The organism is Bradyrhizobium sp. G127, assembly GCF_021502575.1.
In the GTDB taxonomy this organism is placed as follows: domain Bacteria; phylum Pseudomonadota; class Alphaproteobacteria; order Rhizobiales; family Xanthobacteraceae; genus Afipia.
In genome coordinates this window covers 753,595-769,030 of the sequence record NZ_JAKFGN010000001.1, presented here as the reverse complement: position 1 = coordinate 769,030, position 15,436 = coordinate 753,595, and the positions used below count along the sequence as shown (strand labels likewise).

General features: G+C 61.3%; 14 protein-coding genes and 1 tRNA gene. 4 read left to right on the top strand and 11 right to left on the bottom strand.

Going from position 1 to position 15,436, the window contains the following annotated elements:
* Positions 1–3 precede the first annotated feature (3 nt).
* The 7 genes from murA to LVY71_RS03620 form a co-directional block, all read right to left on the bottom strand.
* Positions 4–1,293: a UDP-N-acetylglucosamine 1-carboxyvinyltransferase gene (gene murA / locus LVY71_RS03650; RefSeq protein WP_235098270.1), complete on the bottom strand. Its 1,290-nt coding sequence runs from the start codon at positions 1,291–1,293 to the stop codon at positions 4–6.
* Between the two features lie 191 nt (positions 1,294–1,484).
* Entirely contained in the window at positions 1,485–2,144 is a 660-nt protein-coding gene (locus tag LVY71_RS03645) for an NAD(P)H-binding protein (RefSeq protein ID WP_235098268.1), read from the bottom strand.
* Between the two features lie 25 nt (positions 2,145–2,169).
* Positions 2,170–2,655 (bottom strand): hypothetical protein, encoded by a 486-nt coding sequence (locus tag LVY71_RS03640; RefSeq protein ID WP_235098266.1) that lies wholly within the window; start codon positions 2,653–2,655, stop codon positions 2,170–2,172.
* Between the two features lie 129 nt (positions 2,656–2,784).
* On the bottom strand, positions 2,785–3,699 hold the full coding sequence (locus LVY71_RS03635) for an alpha/beta fold hydrolase (protein ID WP_235098264.1): 915 nt from the start codon (positions 3,697–3,699) through the stop codon (positions 2,785–2,787).
* 82 nt (positions 3,700–3,781) lie between these two features.
* Positions 3,782–4,084, bottom strand: coding sequence for a UBP-type zinc finger domain-containing protein (locus LVY71_RS03630; RefSeq protein ID WP_235098263.1), 303 nt, complete (start codon positions 4,082–4,084; stop codon positions 3,782–3,784).
* A gap of 32 nt (positions 4,085–4,116) precedes the next feature.
* Positions 4,117–5,838 carry an FAD-dependent oxidoreductase gene (locus LVY71_RS03625; protein ID WP_235098261.1) on the bottom strand — a complete coding sequence of 574 codons (1,722 nt, stop codon included), beginning with the start codon at positions 5,836–5,838 and terminating at the stop codon, positions 4,117–4,119.
* A gap of 113 nt (positions 5,839–5,951) precedes the next feature.
* Entirely contained in the window at positions 5,952–6,170 is a 219-nt protein-coding gene (locus LVY71_RS03620) for a hypothetical protein (protein WP_235098259.1), read from the bottom strand.
* A gap of 104 nt (positions 6,171–6,274) precedes the next feature.
* Here LVY71_RS03620 and LVY71_RS03615 point away from each other — a divergent pair, with 104 nt between their 5' ends.
* Positions 6,275–6,724 (top strand): nuclear transport factor 2 family protein, encoded by a 450-nt coding sequence (locus LVY71_RS03615; RefSeq protein ID WP_235098256.1) that lies wholly within the window; start codon positions 6,275–6,277, stop codon positions 6,722–6,724.
* 134 nt (positions 6,725–6,858) lie between these two features.
* Positions 6,859–6,933, top strand: a tRNA-Thr gene (locus LVY71_RS03610).
* A gap of 103 nt (positions 6,934–7,036) precedes the next feature.
* Here LVY71_RS03610 and LVY71_RS03605 read toward each other — a convergent pair.
* The 4 genes from LVY71_RS03605 to LVY71_RS03590 form a co-directional block, all read right to left on the bottom strand.
* Positions 7,037–8,017, bottom strand: coding sequence for a Bug family tripartite tricarboxylate transporter substrate binding protein (locus LVY71_RS03605; protein ID WP_235098254.1), 981 nt, complete (start codon positions 8,015–8,017; stop codon positions 7,037–7,039).
* 273 nt (positions 8,018–8,290) lie between these two features.
* Positions 8,291–9,403: an ABC transporter permease gene (locus tag LVY71_RS03600; protein WP_235098252.1), complete on the bottom strand. Its 1,113-nt coding sequence runs from the start codon at positions 9,401–9,403 to the stop codon at positions 8,291–8,293.
* A 2-nt stretch (positions 9,404–9,405) separates the two neighbouring features.
* Positions 9,406–12,192: a ribosome-associated ATPase/putative transporter RbbA gene (gene rbbA, locus LVY71_RS03595; RefSeq protein WP_235098250.1), complete on the bottom strand. Its 2,787-nt coding sequence runs from the start codon at positions 12,190–12,192 to the stop codon at positions 9,406–9,408.
* Positions 12,189–13,259: an HlyD family secretion protein gene (locus LVY71_RS03590; protein WP_235098248.1), complete on the bottom strand. Its 1,071-nt coding sequence runs from the start codon at positions 13,257–13,259 to the stop codon at positions 12,189–12,191. Before LVY71_RS03590 ends, rbbA begins: the two co-directional genes overlap by 4 nt.
* A gap of 425 nt (positions 13,260–13,684) precedes the next feature.
* On the opposite strand from LVY71_RS03590, the gene LVY71_RS03585 reads away from it, so the two are divergent.
* Both LVY71_RS03585 and LVY71_RS03580 read left to right on the top strand, forming a co-directional pair.
* Positions 13,685–14,881, top strand: a complete 1,197-nt coding sequence (locus LVY71_RS03585) for an alpha/beta fold hydrolase (RefSeq protein WP_235098247.1) — start codon at positions 13,685–13,687, stop codon at positions 14,879–14,881.
* Between the two features lie 72 nt (positions 14,882–14,953).
* Entirely contained in the window at positions 14,954–15,430 is a 477-nt protein-coding gene (locus LVY71_RS03580) for a MarR family winged helix-turn-helix transcriptional regulator (RefSeq protein ID WP_235098244.1), read from the top strand.
* The last annotated feature ends 6 nt before the right edge of the window (positions 15,431–15,436 follow it).

The window sequence follows — 15,436 nt, the reverse complement described above, 5'->3', positions numbered from 1 at the left end:
AATTTACCCGCTGATGCGCTCGATTGTGGCGCCGCAGGCCGACAGCTTCTCTTCCAGACGCTCAAAACCACGGTCCAGATGATAGATGCGGTTCACCATGGTCTCGCCTTCGGCGGCCAAGCCCGCGATCACCAGCGACACCGAAGCGCGCAGGTCGGTCGCCATCACCGGCGCACCGCGCAATTTCGAGATTCCCTCGATGGTGGCGGTCTCGCCGTCGAGATGAATTCGCGCGCCAAACCGGGCCAGTTCCTGAACGTGCATGAAGCGGTTTTCGAAAATCGTCTCGGTGATGTGCGACGAGCCCTTCGCGCACGCCATCAGCGCCATCAGTTGCGCCTGCAGGTCAGTCGGGAAACCGGGGAACGGCGCGGTCGAAACCGTGACCGGCCTGATGCCTGCGCCGTTGCGGGTGACGCGGATGCCTTCATTGTTCGGCGTGATCGTCGCGCCGGCCTGCGTCAGCACATCGAGCGCCGATTGCAGCAGTTCGGGCCGCGCGCCGGCCAGTTGCACGTCGCCGCCGGTCATCGCCACCGCCATGGCATAGGTGCCGGTCTCGATGCGATCCGGCAACACGGTGTGCCGCGCGCCGTGCAGCTTGGCGACGCCTTCGATGACGATGCGCGAGGTGCCCGCGCCAGTGATCTTCGCGCCCATCTTGTTCAGGCAGTCGGCGACATCGACGATCTCGGGCTCGCAGGCGGCATTGGTGATGACCGTGGTGCCCTTGGCGAGCGTCGCCGCCATCAGCGCCACATGGGTGCCGCTGACCGTGACCTTCGGAAAGTCGATTTCCGCGCCGATCAAGCCCTTCGGCGCTTTCGCGATCACATAGCCGCCGTCGATCTGAATTTCGGCGCCGAGCTTTTCCAGCGCCATGATCAGCAGGTCGACAGGCCGGGTGCCGATGGCGCAGCCGCCGGGCAGCGAGACCTTCGCTTCGCCCATCCGCGCCAACAGCGGCGCGATCACCCAGAAGCTGGCCCGCATGGTGGAGACCAGTTCATAGGGCGCGGTGGTATCGATGATGTTGGCCGCTGAAATATGCAGGGTCTGGCCCTGATATTCGTGGTCGCCGGGGCGTTTGCCCGCCGACATGATGTCGATGCCGTGGTTGCCGAGAATGCGCTGCACCTGCGCGACGTCGGCCAGGCGCGGTACATTGTCGAGGATCAGGGTCTCTTCGGTCAGCAGGCTGGCAATCATCAACGGCAGGGCGGCGTTCTTCGCGCCCGAGATGGGGATCGTGCCATTGAGTTTATTGCCGCCGACGATGCGAATGCGATCCATGCCCAACCTGCCCTGTTCCGGATAATGGCTTTTAGCGCGTTTCGTGGGGGGTGGAAACCGCGCGCCGGACGCCCAAAAGGCCCGGCACATCAGCTTAATACCTTAAAAATCGCTCGAATTGTGTCGATACGGCCAGCCGGAGCGGCTTTTCGAGCGACCCACGCCCGATGGTCGCCTGACCATGCAGGACGTCAGACCTTCGGGAAATCCTCGCTCTCGAGAATCGTCTTGGAATAGCCGCGCTTCGCCACGCCCAGCATGGCGCGGCCGATCTCCTCGGTGGTGGTGACGTATTTCGGCGCGACCCGATGCAAAAGCGCCCACAGCGGCGCGGTGGCGAGATAGATCGCATGAACCCAGGCCGTCTTGGACCGCGCGCCGTGTAGCGGCTGGATCGCGCCGGGGCGGAACATGTAGGCCGCCCTGAACGGCAGCTTGAGCAGGTCGTTCTCGGTCTTGCCTTTGACGCGCGCCCACATCACCCGGCCCTGCTCGGTGCTGTCGGTACCCGCGCCGGTTACGTAGATAAATGTCATGGCGGGATTGAGCCGGGCCAGCGTCCGTGCCGCCGCCAGCGTGACGTCATAGGTGATGCGGCGGTAGTCGTCCTCACTCATGCCCAGCGAGGAAATCCCGAGGCAGAAGAAGCAGGCGTCATAGCCCGTCATGTCTTTTTCGATAGTGGAGAAGTCCAGCAAATCCGCGTGCACGATCTCGCGCAACTTCGGACTTCGCTGCCCGGTGGCACTGCGGCCGACAGTCAAAACCTGCGCCACGTCGGGATCGAGCAGGCATTCGCGCAGAACGCCCTGCCCGACCATGCCAGTTGCGCCGAAGACAATGACTTTCATCGACGCTCCCTTTGTCAGGCGCGCGTCACGCCGTCTTGAATCGCCTGATGCCAAGCACGATCAGAAAAATGAAAAACAGCAGCACGATCCCTTGCGTGATCGCGAACGGCGGCTCCGATCCGGTCGGCGCATAGACGTTCAGCAACGCGACCTTCTGGAAGGACTGCGCCACCAGAACGAAGACGTTGAACCAGAGCGCAAGCATCGCGGTTACCACATAGACCGTCCGCCAGATCCCGGCGAGGCCCTTGCCGTACAGCGCATAGACCGCGATCGCCAGCAGCGCCAGCGAGATGATCGCAACGATATGCGACGGCAGCAGCTTGGTGAAGGGAAACAGGAAGCCGGTCGCGTTGGTGAGGATTGTCAGGATGAGAAACCAGACCGTCCAGCCGGACAGCCTGTTGGATGCGAGCATGCCACCCGCCACGATGAAACCGAGTGCGATAGCGATCATGCTGATGATGAGGTGTAAAACGGTAAAACCCGCCAAAGACATGCCTAAAATCATGGTGCGTCCCCTTTAGAACTGCTCCAAAGCTACAGCATGCATGCAGCCGCGCAACGGGGCTTCGACGGTCCGATAACGGTTTTGTGTGAATGACATGATCTTTTGGATCGCACGTCGCACAAAGAGCGATCACTGGTTGAGAAAATCCACCAGTTTCGGAATCACCTGGCCCGGCGCTTCTTCCATCAGCCAGTGTCCCGAGCCTTTGACGATGACGCCATCGACATTGGTTGCGACCAGCTTGCCCTGCTCGATCAGGAAAACGCCGCCGGCCTTTTCGCCGGAAAGAACCAGCATCGGCATGGGCAATTTGGTTTTGGCAAAGTCGGCAAAATCATCCGCATCCTTCTCGAACGCGCGGAATACCTCGAAGCCCGCCTTCATGTGCCCCGGCTGCGCATAGGCCCGGGCGTAGAATTTCCGGTCCTTCTCCGGGATGGATTTCGCGGGATCGGCAGCGAAGTCATTCCAGAAATGTTCGAAGTAGATGCGCTCGCGGCCCTTGACCAGCGCCAGCGGCGTCTTGCCGTAGAAATGGAAATGCCAGAGATCGCGCAATAGCCAGACGCTCTTCCAGTCACCGACGCCAGGCAGAAAAGCGTCCATCAGCACGATGCGATCGACTTCCGCGGGGTATTGCGCGGCGTAGGCATAGGCGACCATGAGCCCGATGTCGTGACCGACGATCTTCACTTTCGGATAGCCGAGGCTTTTCACCAGCGCGTGGATGTCCTGCGCCATTTCCTTCTTGGTGTAGCCACTCTCCGGCGCGGCGGATTTGCCGAAGCCCCGCAGGTCCGGCGCGATCACCGTGTGGTTGTTCGCAAGTCCCGGAAACAGCGGCCGCCACATATGTCCCGTCTCGGCGTAACCATGCAGCAGCACCACGGGATCGCCCTTGCCGGCAATGAGGTAATGCAGCTTCACCCCGTTCACGTCGGCAAAGCGGCTCTGCGGCGCCTGCGCGACGGCGCCGCGCGGCGATGCCAGAACCAGCGACGACACCATCAGAAGGAAGGCCGCCGTGATGCGGAGATAACGCATTCTGAAATTCCTTTGAAAATCGAAACGGGAGCGTGAGGACGGCAAACGCCGTTGGCAAGCGCAGATAATCAGCAAGCGTAGCTTAGTAATAGCGCGGGATAGGACCGTCGTGCGGCGTCTTCCGGTTCGACAGATCGAACATGACCCGATCGATATAGCACCAGCCCCAGCCCTCCGGCGGATCATAACCTTCGATAACGGGATGTTGAGTGGCGTGGAAATGTTTCGTCGCATGCTTGTTGGGCGAATCGTCACAGCAGCCGACATGGCCGCAGGTCCGACAAATCCGCAGATGAAGCCAGACATCGCCGGTCTTCAGGCACTCCTCGCATCCGAGAGCGCTCGGCGTGACATCCCGGATATCGGCGATGTGCTTGCAGGGCATGTGACCGCCTTTCGATGCGAGCGCTGTGCGCTTCAGTATTCCGCCGTCTGGACAACCGGTGCCGGTTTGGCACTAAGAAACCCGTGCAGCGCGGCCACCACCTGCGCGCCCTCGCCAATCGCGCCGCCGACGCGCTTGACCGAACCGGCGCGCACATCGCCGACCGCGAAGACACCCGGTACCGACGTCTCAAGACCTGACACCGGCTTGCCTTCCTCGCATTGTGAGCCGGTCACGACGAAGCCCGTGCGATCAAGTTCGACACCGCACCCCTTCAGCCATGCGGTGGCCGGATCGGCCCCCACAAACAGAAAGACATTGCGAACCTCTTCCTCGGTCTCAATGCCGGTGCGGCGGTTGCGCCAGCGAACACGATCGAGCCCGCCGTCCGCCGCGCCGTCCAGCTCCACGATCTCGGTGTTGATCATAAGTTCGATATTTGGCGTCGCCATGATGCGATCTATCAGGTAGCGCGACATGCTGTCGGCCAGACCGCCGCTGCGGATCATCATGCGGACGCGCTTGGCGTGTCCGGACAGAAACACCGCGGCCTGTCCGGCGGAATTGCCCCCGCCAACCAGAATAACGTCCTGCTGGGCGCACAGCCGTCCTTCGATCGGCGATGCCCAATACCAGACGCCACGTCCCTCGAACCTGTCGAGATTCGCGATGACCGGCCGCCGGTAACGCGCGCCGCTGGCAACAACGATAGATTTCGCCTTCAGGAAATGCCCGCATTCGGTGGCAAGGCCGAATGCGCCATCGCTTTTGCTGCAATCGAGCGAGCGGGCTTCGACTGGAATCATCATGTCCGCGCCGAATTTCTGTGCCTGAGTATAAGCGCGCCCGGCCAGCGCCTGCCCGGAGATGCCGGTCGGAAACCCGAGGTAGTTTTCGATGCGCGCGCTGGCGCCCGCCTGACCGCCGAAATGGCGCGCGTCGAGCACCGCCACCGTCAACCCCTCGGACGCCGCATACACCGCCGTAGCCAGCCCGGCGGGACCACCACCGACGATGGCGACGTCGTAGAGCTTGTCCTTGACGCTGCCGCCGATCATTCCCATCGCGTAGGCGAGTTCGGTTTCCGGCGGATTGCGCAGCACTGTTCCGTCGGGACACACCACCAGCGGCAGGTCGGCCGGCGACGGCGAATAGCGCGCGATCAGGTCGGCGGCGTCCTTGTCAGTGGCCGGATCAAGCAGATGATAGGGGTGACCGTTGCGGGACAGAAAGCCCTGAAGCCGCACCACATCGCCCAGCGCCGGTGACCCGATCAGCACCGGGCCGCCGACGCCGCCCTCAATCAGACTGACGCGGCGAAGGATCAGAGCGCGCATGATGCGCTCCCCGAGATCAGCTTCGGCCACCAGCAGCGCGCGCAGACTGTCCGATGGAATGAGCAGCGTTTCCACATCACCCTCGGCGGTGCCGTCCACCAGGGCTTGCCGGCCTGAGAGCTGTCCGACCTCCGCCAGAAACTGGCCTGGGCCCTGCTCGATCACCGGCGTGACATGACCCATGCCGTCGCGCTGAGCGACGGCGACGTGCCCCGAGAGCACGACGAACATGCCCGGACCGGGCTTGCCGGTCTCGAACAGCCGCTCGCCGTCCTTATAGCGCCGAACCTCACCGAACCGGCGCATGCGGTCGATCTCGGCGCCGGTCAGGGCCGGGAATGTCTGCTCATATCGCGGAAAGGCCTGCATCGCGGACGCCGACGGCGCGCTTTCCACTTCGACTGTATCTGCCGCCATGCCGCTCGCGCCCTATCGAACAAAAATACAACGACCGAAGGCCGTCTCCTGTTCAGCTAGATCGTGTCTGCACGGCCAGCAATCAAGCAAGCAAGAAAGATGTGCAGCCAGCGCTACCCATCGCGGTCTCGCGAACCGGCGGCCGCCTCCTGCGTTCCGTCGCGCGCCTTGGCGTCGGCCCTGGCATCGTCTTCCGGCGTGATGATCGCCATGCCCGCGCGGCCCCGGGCCTGCGATTTGCGGCGCTTCAGATTATCGCGCAGCGCCGCTTTCAGCCGCTCCTCCCGGACCGACCTTGCGTTCCGTTCCTTGTTGCTGACATCGTCCGTCATGACAGGCTCGCTTGCATGTTTCCTTGACCGGGATCGCCGGTACAGGACTATGAGGCAGTATCGGACACGACGATCCGGCAGACAATGTGGACAGGGAGAACGCGATGACAACAGAGGCACCGGGACTTGCACCTTCGGCGCAGGAGACTCTCAAAAACTGGCATCGTTTTGTCGAAAGCCGGAATGTCGATGTGCTGCGGCCGCTTTTTGCGGAAACCACGGTGTTCCGCTCGCCGTTCGTCCATCTGCCCATTCCGGGACGTCCGGCCAGCCTGCTGATCCTCGGCGCGGTGGTGCAGATTTTCGAGAACTTCCGCTATCACCGCACTTTCGTGGCCGGATCGCACGATGTGGCGCTGGAATTCAGCGCCAATATCGGCGAACTGGACCTGAAGGGGATCGATCTGGTGAAATTCGACGCCAGCGGCAAGATCATCGAATTCGAGGTGATGGTCCGTCCTTTCAAGGCCTTGCAGGCGCTAAGCACGCAAATGAGCGACCGGATCGGCCCGGAACTGGCGAAATACAAGCCGGCCAGGGCGGCCTCGGCCTGATCTGTTCCGCCCAAACAGCGCCGCTCCGTGCTTGCGCCGCCCATGGCCTTATGGCAAAGGAACGCGCGCCCTTAAGAGGCTTTTAGCTGATTCACGTACACGGTACGTTCTTGGCTTTTTCTCGTCTGGCGTTCGCTGCCGTAGCTCAGTGGTAGAGCACTCCATTGGTAATGGAGAGGTCGACAGTTCAATCCTGTCTGGCAGCACCAGCCCTTCCTCTAAACCGTTGAATTTTAACTTATTCAGCGCCCGGCCGGGCGCGAACTAATCGCAGACATCCGATCAGATCGCCCCAGCCAACGAAGCACGAGACTATTCACCTTTGAGACCTGCTTCGCGGATCAGCGCACTCCACTTGCGCGTTTCGTCATCGATGAATTTTCCGAATTCGGCGGCGCGACCACTGCGCACCTCCAACCCCTGGACAAACAGCTTTTGTTTTACCTCGGGATTGGTCAGCGCGCGATTGACCTCGTCCTGCAGGCGATCGACGATCGATTGCGGGGTCGCCCCCTGCGCCATGAAGCCATACCAGCCGGCAGCAACCACGTTCGGGAAGCCCTGCTCGCGCAAGGTCGGAGCCTCCGGATAGATAAGACTGCGTTCGGCCGAAGCCACGCCCAGCACCCGGAACTTGCCGCTCTGGACATAGGGCAGCGCCGTGCTGATCGCGGTGAGCGTGCCGTCAACGCGTCCGGCCAGCAATTCGGTATAAGCCATGGCGTCACCACGGAACGGGACATTCAGCCCTTTGACCCCGGCGTCCCGGAACAGTAATTCGGCCGCCAGATGCGGCTGCGAACCGGGACCCGGCGACGCAAAGGTCAGGCCGTCCGGCCGCGACTTTCCGTAGGCAATCATCTCCGGCAAGGTTTTGAACGGCGCTTCTGCGCTGATGATCAGAAAGATCGGAGCCACGACAGCCATCGCCACCGGCTGCAGATCCTTGCGCGGATCGTAGTTCAGCTTGCCGAACAACGCTTCCGCCGTTGCATAGGGCGCTGCCGCGTAAAGGAACGTGTATCCGTCCGGCGCAGCATGGGCGACGAGTTCGTTGGCGATGCGCGTACCGGCACCGGGCTTGTTTTCGACAATGACCTGCTGGCCCAGGCTCCGTTCCAATTGCTCGGCCAGAATTCGTAGCGAAATGTCGTTGGCGCCGCCGGCTCCGTAAGGAGAAATAAGCCGCACAAGCCGCGAAGGCCATTTGTCCTGCGCGAAAGCCCGATAGCCGGAGGCCGGGACAAGCCCGGCAGCGGCGGTGCCCAGAAGGGTTCGTCGCGTCACGCTCATGGCCGTGCCCCGCAAGCAAGAATCGGCTTTTCGGTCGATGGTCCGGCCAGTGCTCTGGACCATTCGCGCATGGATTGATCGACTTGATTCCACCATTGTGTCATCTCCCTGTCTGAATCGGCGTCGTGTCTTCAGAGACAAGGCGCGTTGCGAGCGCGCTGAGCCGGGCTATTTTGTCTTCGTCTTCTTCTTGTGATGTTCGCGAGATTCCCTGACCGGCTCGGGTGCGTTGACCAGCGAGATATTCTGAAAGAATAGCGTTGGTCTCGCGGATTATCTCAGAAATTGTCTGAAACGACGCAGGGAAAAGACAAACAGAATCGCTCCTATGCCCAAAAGGGCTGCGAACTGCGGCCACACCAGATCAAGTCCGGCGCCGCGGAACAGGATTGACTGCGCCAGAATGACGAAGTGCGTATTTGGCGCAGCGAGCATGATGTACTGAATCACATCCGGCATGCTCTCGCGCGGAGTCATGCCTCCCGACAACACCTGAAGCGGCATCAGAAAGAGCATCAGCAGCAGCCCAAACTGCGGCATGGTGCCGGCCATCGTCGCCAGAAAAATGCCCATGCAGGTCGTCGCGAACAAATGCAGGGCCGCGCCGAACAGGAACAGCGCCATCGACCCCTGTATGGGAACCGACAGCAATCCCTCGACCACGAATATGAGCGACACACTGGAAGCAACGAGTACGACCAGACCCATCGACCAGATTTTGCTCGCCATGAGTTCAAACGGGGTGACCGGCATGACAAGGAGATGCTCAATCGTCCCGTGCTCGCGTTCGCGGATCAACGCCGCGCCGGTCAGGATGATCGACAACATGGTGATGGCATCGATGACTTCATGAATGGCACCGAACCAGCCCTTGTTGAGCTCGGGATTGAAGCGCGCGCGCAAGGCCAGGTCGACCGGCACTGCGGCTGTACTGCGGTGACGGCTGAGAAACTCGTCGATCTCGCCGCTGACGATGGACTGGATATAGCCGCCGCCGGTGAACGCTTGAGACATGCGGGTGGCGTCGATGTTGAGCTGAATCGCCGGCGACTTGCCCGCCAGCAGATCGCGCTGGAAGTTCGGGGGGATATCGAGCGCGAAGGTGTCGAGTCCGGCATCCATGCGGCTGTCCATCTCGCGCTGGGTGATCAGGCGGGGGATCGAGAAATAGGGCGGATTGAACGCCGCGATGATGCGCGAGGATACCGGCGACTGGTCCTCGTCGACCACCGCGATGGCCGCCATGTTGAGCGTCTCGGGCATCGCTTTCGACCCGGTATAGATCGAGATCGTGAAGGCGTAGACAATCAGCACAAGCAGCATCGGATCGCGGGCGAGGCCGCGCAATTCCTTGATGCCGAGCTGGACGATATTGGCGACGCGCATGGCTAGCTCGCCTGTTTTTTGAGGAGTAACGCGCCGAGGCCGAGCAGCACCGGAAGGGCAAGGAGCAGTGGCAGGAAATCTCCCGCCAGATCGCGGAAGTCGAGTGCCTTGGAAAACGCGCCACGAGAAATGGTAACAAAATAAGTTGTCGGATAGATGCGCCCGATCAGGGCACCGGCGCCCTGGAGCGACGACACCGGATCGATCAGGCCCGAAAACTGCATGGCGGGTATCAGCGTGATGAGCGACGTTCCAAAGATGGCGGCGATCTGGCTCTTCATGAAGGTTGAGATGAGAAGCCCCATCGCGGTCGCGACCGTCACATAGAGGAAAGCACCGCAGGTGTATGCGACGGCGCTGCCGGTGAACGGAACGCGGAAGACGAGGATCGCAAATGCCGTCAGCAGAATGAAATTCAGCATCGCCAGCACCACATAGGGAATCTGTTTGCCGACCAGGAATTCCAGCCGTGTCACCGGCGTAACGTAGAAATTGACGATCGAACCGAGTTCCTTTTCGCGGACAACGCTGAGCGCCGCCAGCATCGAAGGGATCATCATGAGCAGGAGCGGAATCACGCCCGGCGTCATGGCAACCAGACTCTTGACGTCGGGGTTGTAACGGTAGCGGACCTCAAGCCGGAATGAGCCGGCGGTTGCGGCGGTACCGTAGAGTTCGCGCGCCTTCTGCGAGAGCCAGCTCGCATGCATCGCCTGCACATAGCCGCGCGCGGTCTCCGCCCGCGACGGCATGGCGCCGTCGATCCAGGCGCCAATCTGGACGGCGTGGCCGCGCGCAACGTCGCGGCCGAAGCCCGGCGGAATCTCGATTGCCAGGCTCAGTTCGCCGTTGCGCATGCGTTCGTCGAGATCGGCGTAATCGGTGATCGGAGCCTTCTCGCTAAAGTAACGCGAACCGGAGATCTGCAGGGCATAGTCACGGCTGATGGTGGTGTCGTCGCGGTCGAGAACGGCAAAGGACAGGTTCTCAAGGTCCATGCTGATGCCGTAGCCCATCACAAACAGCAGAAGAACGCTGCCGATGGTGGCGAGGGTGGCGCGGATCGGATCGCGGCGCAGTTCAAGCGATTCGCGCTGCGTGTAGGCGAACATCCGCCGCGGGTCGAACCAGCGCCGCGCGCGCCGGGCGCTGCCGCCGTCCCGCGCTTCCACGGGCGCCGATGCGGCCGCGGCCATTGTGTCCGGTGCCGGCGGGTTTCCGGCGGCACTGATCGCGTGCTGCAGATAGTCGATGAACGCTTCCTCGAGGCTGGCGGCGGAGCGGCGCGCGACGATCGCGGCTGGCGTGTCGCTGACCAGCACCTTGCCGGCATGCATCAGCGAGATGCGGTCGCAGCGCTCCGCTTCGTTCATGAAATGGGTGGAGACGAAGATCGTCACATTGTCGTTGCGGGACAGATCCGACAAAATCCGCCAGAAGCCGTCGCGGGCGACCGGGTCGACGCCGGATGTCGGCTCGTCAAGGATCAGAACGTCGGGCGCGTGGATCATGGCCACCGCGAGCGACAGGCGCTGGCGGATGCCGAGCGGTAATGCCTCGGGCAATTCGCCCATGACCCCGGCAAGATCGAAGCGTTCCGCCATTTGCGCGATCCGGCCGGAGATGGTCTGCAGCGCGAGGCCGAACAAACGCGCGTGCAGATCGAGATTCTGCCGCACGGTCAGCTCGGTGTAGAGGGAGAAAGATTGCGACATGTAGCCAACGCGGCGCCGGACAGCCATGTCATTCGGATCGACGTCGTGTCCGAACAGCTTCGCCTTGCCTTCGCTGGCCGGCAGAAGCCCCGTCAGCATCTTCATGGTCGTGGTCTTGCCGCAGCCATTCGAGCCGAGAAATCCGAAGATCTCGCCGCGTTCGATTCGAAAGCTGACATCGTCAACCGCCACAAAATCATCGAAGCGCATCGTCAGATGTTCAGCCTCAATGGCGGCATCGCCATCGAGACTCGCAGGCCGGGGCGGAATGACCACTTGCGAATATCCCTGGCGTTCTTTTTCCGGAAGCAGCGCGATGAACGCCGCATCCAGCGTGGCCGCGCCTGTCTGCCGCAGAAGATCCGCAGGCGCCCCGGCAGCGAGGACCCGGCCGGCATCCATCGCAATCAGCCAGTCGAAGCGGATCGCCTCCTCCATGTAGGCGGTGGCCACAATGACGCTCATGCCCACGCGGTTGCGGCGGATACTGTCGATCAGGTCCCAGAACTGGCGGCGCGACAACGGATCGACGCCGGTTGTCGGCTCGTCGAGGATCAGAAGATCGGGATCGTGGATCAGGGCGCAGCAGAGGCCGAGCTTCTGCTTCATGCCGCCGGAAAGTTTGCCGGCGGGCCGGTCCGCGAACGGAGCAAGGCCCGTGCTTTGCAGAAGCTCATCAATTCGGCGTTCGCGTTCGCGCTTGTCATGACCGAACAGACGTCCGAAGAAATCGACATTCTCGCGAACGGAAAGTGTCGGGTAGAGATTCTTGCCCAGGCCCTGCGGCATGTAGGCGATCCGCGGACAAGTCAGGCTTCTGTGCCGGCTATCGGCCATGTTGCCGCCGAGAACATCGATCCGGCCTTCCCGAATGACATGCGCGCCAGCGATCAGGGACAGCAAAGTGGATTTGCCGACACCATCCGGCCCGATCACCCCGACCATACGACCCGCCGGCACATCGAGCGTGACGGCCTCCAGCGCGCGGGTCTTGCCATACGACAGTCCGACCCCTTCCACCCGCACAACGAACGCCGCGGCTGAAGGCTGATCGCTGGTCAGCCCATCGTTCATTGCGCCAGCGTTCCGTTGAGATTCGCCGGCCATTCCGCTTTCGGGTCGAGTTTGACATAAGCCATGCCGGGAAGTCCCGTCTTGACCTGTCGGATGTATTTCCGGAGGAGTTCCGGCGCGATCTTCGCCTTGATCCGGAACATCAGCTTCAGGCGTTCTTCCTGGGTTTCGACCGTCTTGGGCGTAAACTGCGCGACGTCGGCGACGAAACTCGCTTTCGCGGGGATCACGAATTGAGGCGCAGCGTCGAGCACAAGACGAACCTCGGTCCCGATCGCCACGCGCCCGGCCTGCGCGGTCGGCAGGAAGAAAGTCATGTAGACGTCGCCAAGATCGACGAGATTGAGAACCCGCCCGCCGGCGGACAGCACCTCGCCGGGTTGCGCCACGCGATACTGCACGCGACCGTCGCGCGGCGATTTCAGCGTGCTGTCGTTAATGTCAGCAGTGATACTTTCAATAGCGGCCTTGGCGGCAGCCACGGCTGCACCAGCATCGATGACCTGAGCCTTGGCGGCGCTGATCGCAGCTTCCGACGCAGCGAGTTGAGCCTGGGCCGCCGCGACGGCGGCCTTTGCCCCCTGCACGTTGGCCCGATCATCGTCGAGAATCTGCTGGGAAACGGCACTGGTCTTTATCAGTTGCTCTGACCGTACGAGCTTTCTGTCCAGCGCGTCGAGTTGTGCTTCGCGCTGCGCGATGACGGCGACCGCCGCGGTTCTTTCGGCCTCTCGCTGGGTTACGACGCTCTTGGCCGTATCGATACCGATCGTCGCGCGATCGCGCTGCGCCTCGGCCTGGCGGCGCTGGGCCTCCAGTTGCTCAGTGTCCATGAGCGCAAGCACCTGGCCCGCTGTGACGAACTCGCCCTCATTGGCCAATATCTCCCGGACCCGCGCCGGTATCTTGGTTGAAATATCGATTTCGATCGCTTCGATGCGACCGTTCCCGCTGGCGATCCCTTCAGGAAGATTGTTCTTCCCGATTTTCTGCCACGCGAAATAGCCGCCTCCGGCAACGGCCGCGACGAGGATAGCAACGAGCCATGGCTTTCCAACCGTCCACATCAACAAACCTCGCGCCGTCCATCGTCTGTTCAGGATTTTGCATTGCAAAAATTTTATTCGGGCCCCTCGAACTCATGTTGATCTATGTCAGCAAGACTGGACCAACCGGGTCCTAAAGAATTACGACAATGACCCACGTGACGCGTCATGCATATTGCCCGGTTTGGAACGGGCTGCATGTGCGCAGCAAGCATGTCCTGCCGCGACCATCGCAGGTTCAGTGCGGCGGTTACGCGAGGTGAGCAAAGTCATGACACGCGCGATCAGGCGGCGTAGCATGACAGGCCGCGTGGCCATGTACACAACGGCATAGCCTTTCCGCACCTGCTGCGCGTCGCACAAACGGTTGTCGTCGACGCATTTCGTCAAGATCGCTCAAGCGATCCCGTCAGTCGGATCTTCGCGCCACCTGGATCAAATTGATCATGACAACAGAACATCAGACGACGAAACCCGTGAACCCGCCGGAGAGCGCTTCAGGCAATGCGCCGGCTCAGCGTCAGGCAATTCGACCCGAAGCATCGTCACCGTTTTCGAATTTGCTTTTGTGGCCATTGTTGGCAGCGGCATCGGTGAACCAGGCCAGCGCTCACTTTTTCAAAAATGCCGCAGCGGCCCTCTCAATAAAATCTGGCGACGATATGGACGTCTCCACGTTGGTGTGGACGACCTCGAACTCGATCGTTCTGGAGCTTCCTTCGATGCGGCTGCGGGATTTTTCGACGCATGCGCAAGGGCAGCCGACTCTGATATGTGCGCCGTATGCCTTGCATGGGTCGACCGTCGCAGATTTTGCATCTGGTCATAGCGTGGTCGAAGCTCTCCAGCTTGGCGGCCTGTCCCGCGTCTTCGTCACCGACTGGCGTTCAGCCACGGCCGAGATGCGCTATTTTTCCATCGACAGCTATCTCGCCGATCTCAACGTCGCCGTGGATGGGCTTGATCAGCCCGTTGACCTTGTCGGATTATGCCAAGGCGGCTGGCTCGCATTGGTCTATGCCGCACGGTTTCCCGAAAAAGTTCGCAAGCTGGTCCTGGTTGGAGCCCCTGTCGATATTCGCGCTGGAGAATCTCCACTGTCACGACTGGCCGCCAGTGTTCCGCTCGGCGCATTCGAAGAGCTGGTAGGTCTTGGCGATGGCGTCGTGCTGGGGCATCGCATGCTCGAACTGTTGGGGCCGGCGCTCGATGCATATGGCGCCGATCATGTGCTGCAGATTCCCGCCAACATCGACCCCGTCCGGCTGGATGCGCTTCATGAGCGCTTTCGGCAATGGAACGCCTGTACGGTTGATTTACCGGGAGTGTTTTACCTGCAGGTCTGCCGCGGGCTCTTCAAGGAGAACCAGATCGCCGAAGGCAGCTTCGTGGCGCTCGGGCGCCGGATCCACCTTGCCGAAATCAACAATCCCATATTCCTCCTCGCTGCGGACAACGACGAGCTTGTTTCGGTCGATCAGCTTTTCGGAACCGCGCGGCTGGTCAGTACACCAAAGGCTTTCATTGAAATGGCGACCGAGCCCTGCGGCCACTTGAGTCTCTTTCTCGGTGCTCAGGTCCTTGGCGGCACGTGGCGGCGCATCGCTGATTGGCTCGGCCAGAATCCCGACGATGGCGCATGATCTGGAAAACTAGCCATGGCATAATATCAATGTATTGATATTATGCCATGGCTGATTCCCGAGGATGTAAAGATGGCACTCGCCGCGGCACCTGCAAAATCTGGCGTCGAGTTCGACGTCGCCAACAGGATTTTCTTTCGTCTCTATCAGGCATCCAATCTGATGCACAAACAGGGCACTCGCTACGTTGAAGCGTTCGGAACCACGACACAGCAATGGGCGGTATTGGGCGCGCTTGCACGACCTCTGGTTCAGAAAGACGGCATGACCGTCAAAGACCTGATCGAGTTTCTCGACGTCAGCCGGCAGAACCTCACGATCATTCTCGACAGACTTGAAGCACGCGACTGGATCAAGCGCGTTAAGGACAAGGATGACGGCCGCAGCCGGCGTGTTCGTCTGACCAGCACCGGTACATCGATCTGGGCCGGCATGCAGGAACCAATAGAAGCCTTTTATACCGCCGCACTGACTACGTTTAGCCAGGAAGACCAGATCGCGCTGTATCGGCTGCTTGATCGTCTCAAGACAGCGTTGACGAAAGTCTAGAGCGCA

Bases quoted from the DNA above. Each gene is read 5' to 3' on its own strand.
- LVY71_RS03625 (WP_235098261.1), bottom strand. From the start codon at position 5,838: ATGGCGGCAGATACAGTCGAAGTGGAAAGCGCGCCGTCGGCGTCCGCG.
- LVY71_RS03640 (WP_235098266.1), bottom strand. From the start codon at position 2,655: ATGATTTTAGGCATGTCTTTGGCGGGTTTTACCGTTTTACACCTCATC.
- LVY71_RS03615 (WP_235098256.1), top strand. From the start codon at position 6,275: ATGACAACAGAGGCACCGGGACTTGCACCTTCGGCGCAGGAGACTCTC.
- LVY71_RS03585 (WP_235098247.1), top strand. From the start codon at position 13,685: ATGACAACAGAACATCAGACGACGAAACCCGTGAACCCGCCGGAGAGC.
- LVY71_RS03630 (WP_235098263.1), bottom strand. From the start codon at position 4,084: ATGCCCTGCAAGCACATCGCCGATATCCGGGATGTCACGCCGAGCGCT.
- LVY71_RS03620 (WP_235098259.1), bottom strand. From the start codon at position 6,170: ATGACGGACGATGTCAGCAACAAGGAACGGAACGCAAGGTCGGTCCGG.
- LVY71_RS03635 (WP_235098264.1), bottom strand. From the start codon at position 3,699: ATGCGTTATCTCCGCATCACGGCGGCCTTCCTTCTGATGGTGTCGTCG.
- rbbA (WP_235098250.1), bottom strand. From the start codon at position 12,192: ATGAACGATGGGCTGACCAGCGATCAGCCTTCAGCCGCGGCGTTCGTT.
- LVY71_RS03590 (WP_235098248.1), bottom strand. From the start codon at position 13,259: ATGTGGACGGTTGGAAAGCCATGGCTCGTTGCTATCCTCGTCGCGGCC.
- murA (WP_235098270.1), bottom strand. From the start codon at position 1,293: ATGGATCGCATTCGCATCGTCGGCGGCAATAAACTCAATGGCACGATC.
- LVY71_RS03580 (WP_235098244.1), top strand. From the start codon at position 14,954: ATGGCACTCGCCGCGGCACCTGCAAAATCTGGCGTCGAGTTCGACGTC.
- LVY71_RS03605 (WP_235098254.1), bottom strand. From the start codon at position 8,017: ATGAGCGTGACGCGACGAACCCTTCTGGGCACCGCCGCTGCCGGGCTT.
- LVY71_RS03645 (WP_235098268.1), bottom strand. From the start codon at position 2,144: ATGAAAGTCATTGTCTTCGGCGCAACTGGCATGGTCGGGCAGGGCGTT.
- LVY71_RS03600 (WP_235098252.1), bottom strand. From the start codon at position 9,403: ATGCGCGTCGCCAATATCGTCCAGCTCGGCATCAAGGAATTGCGCGGC.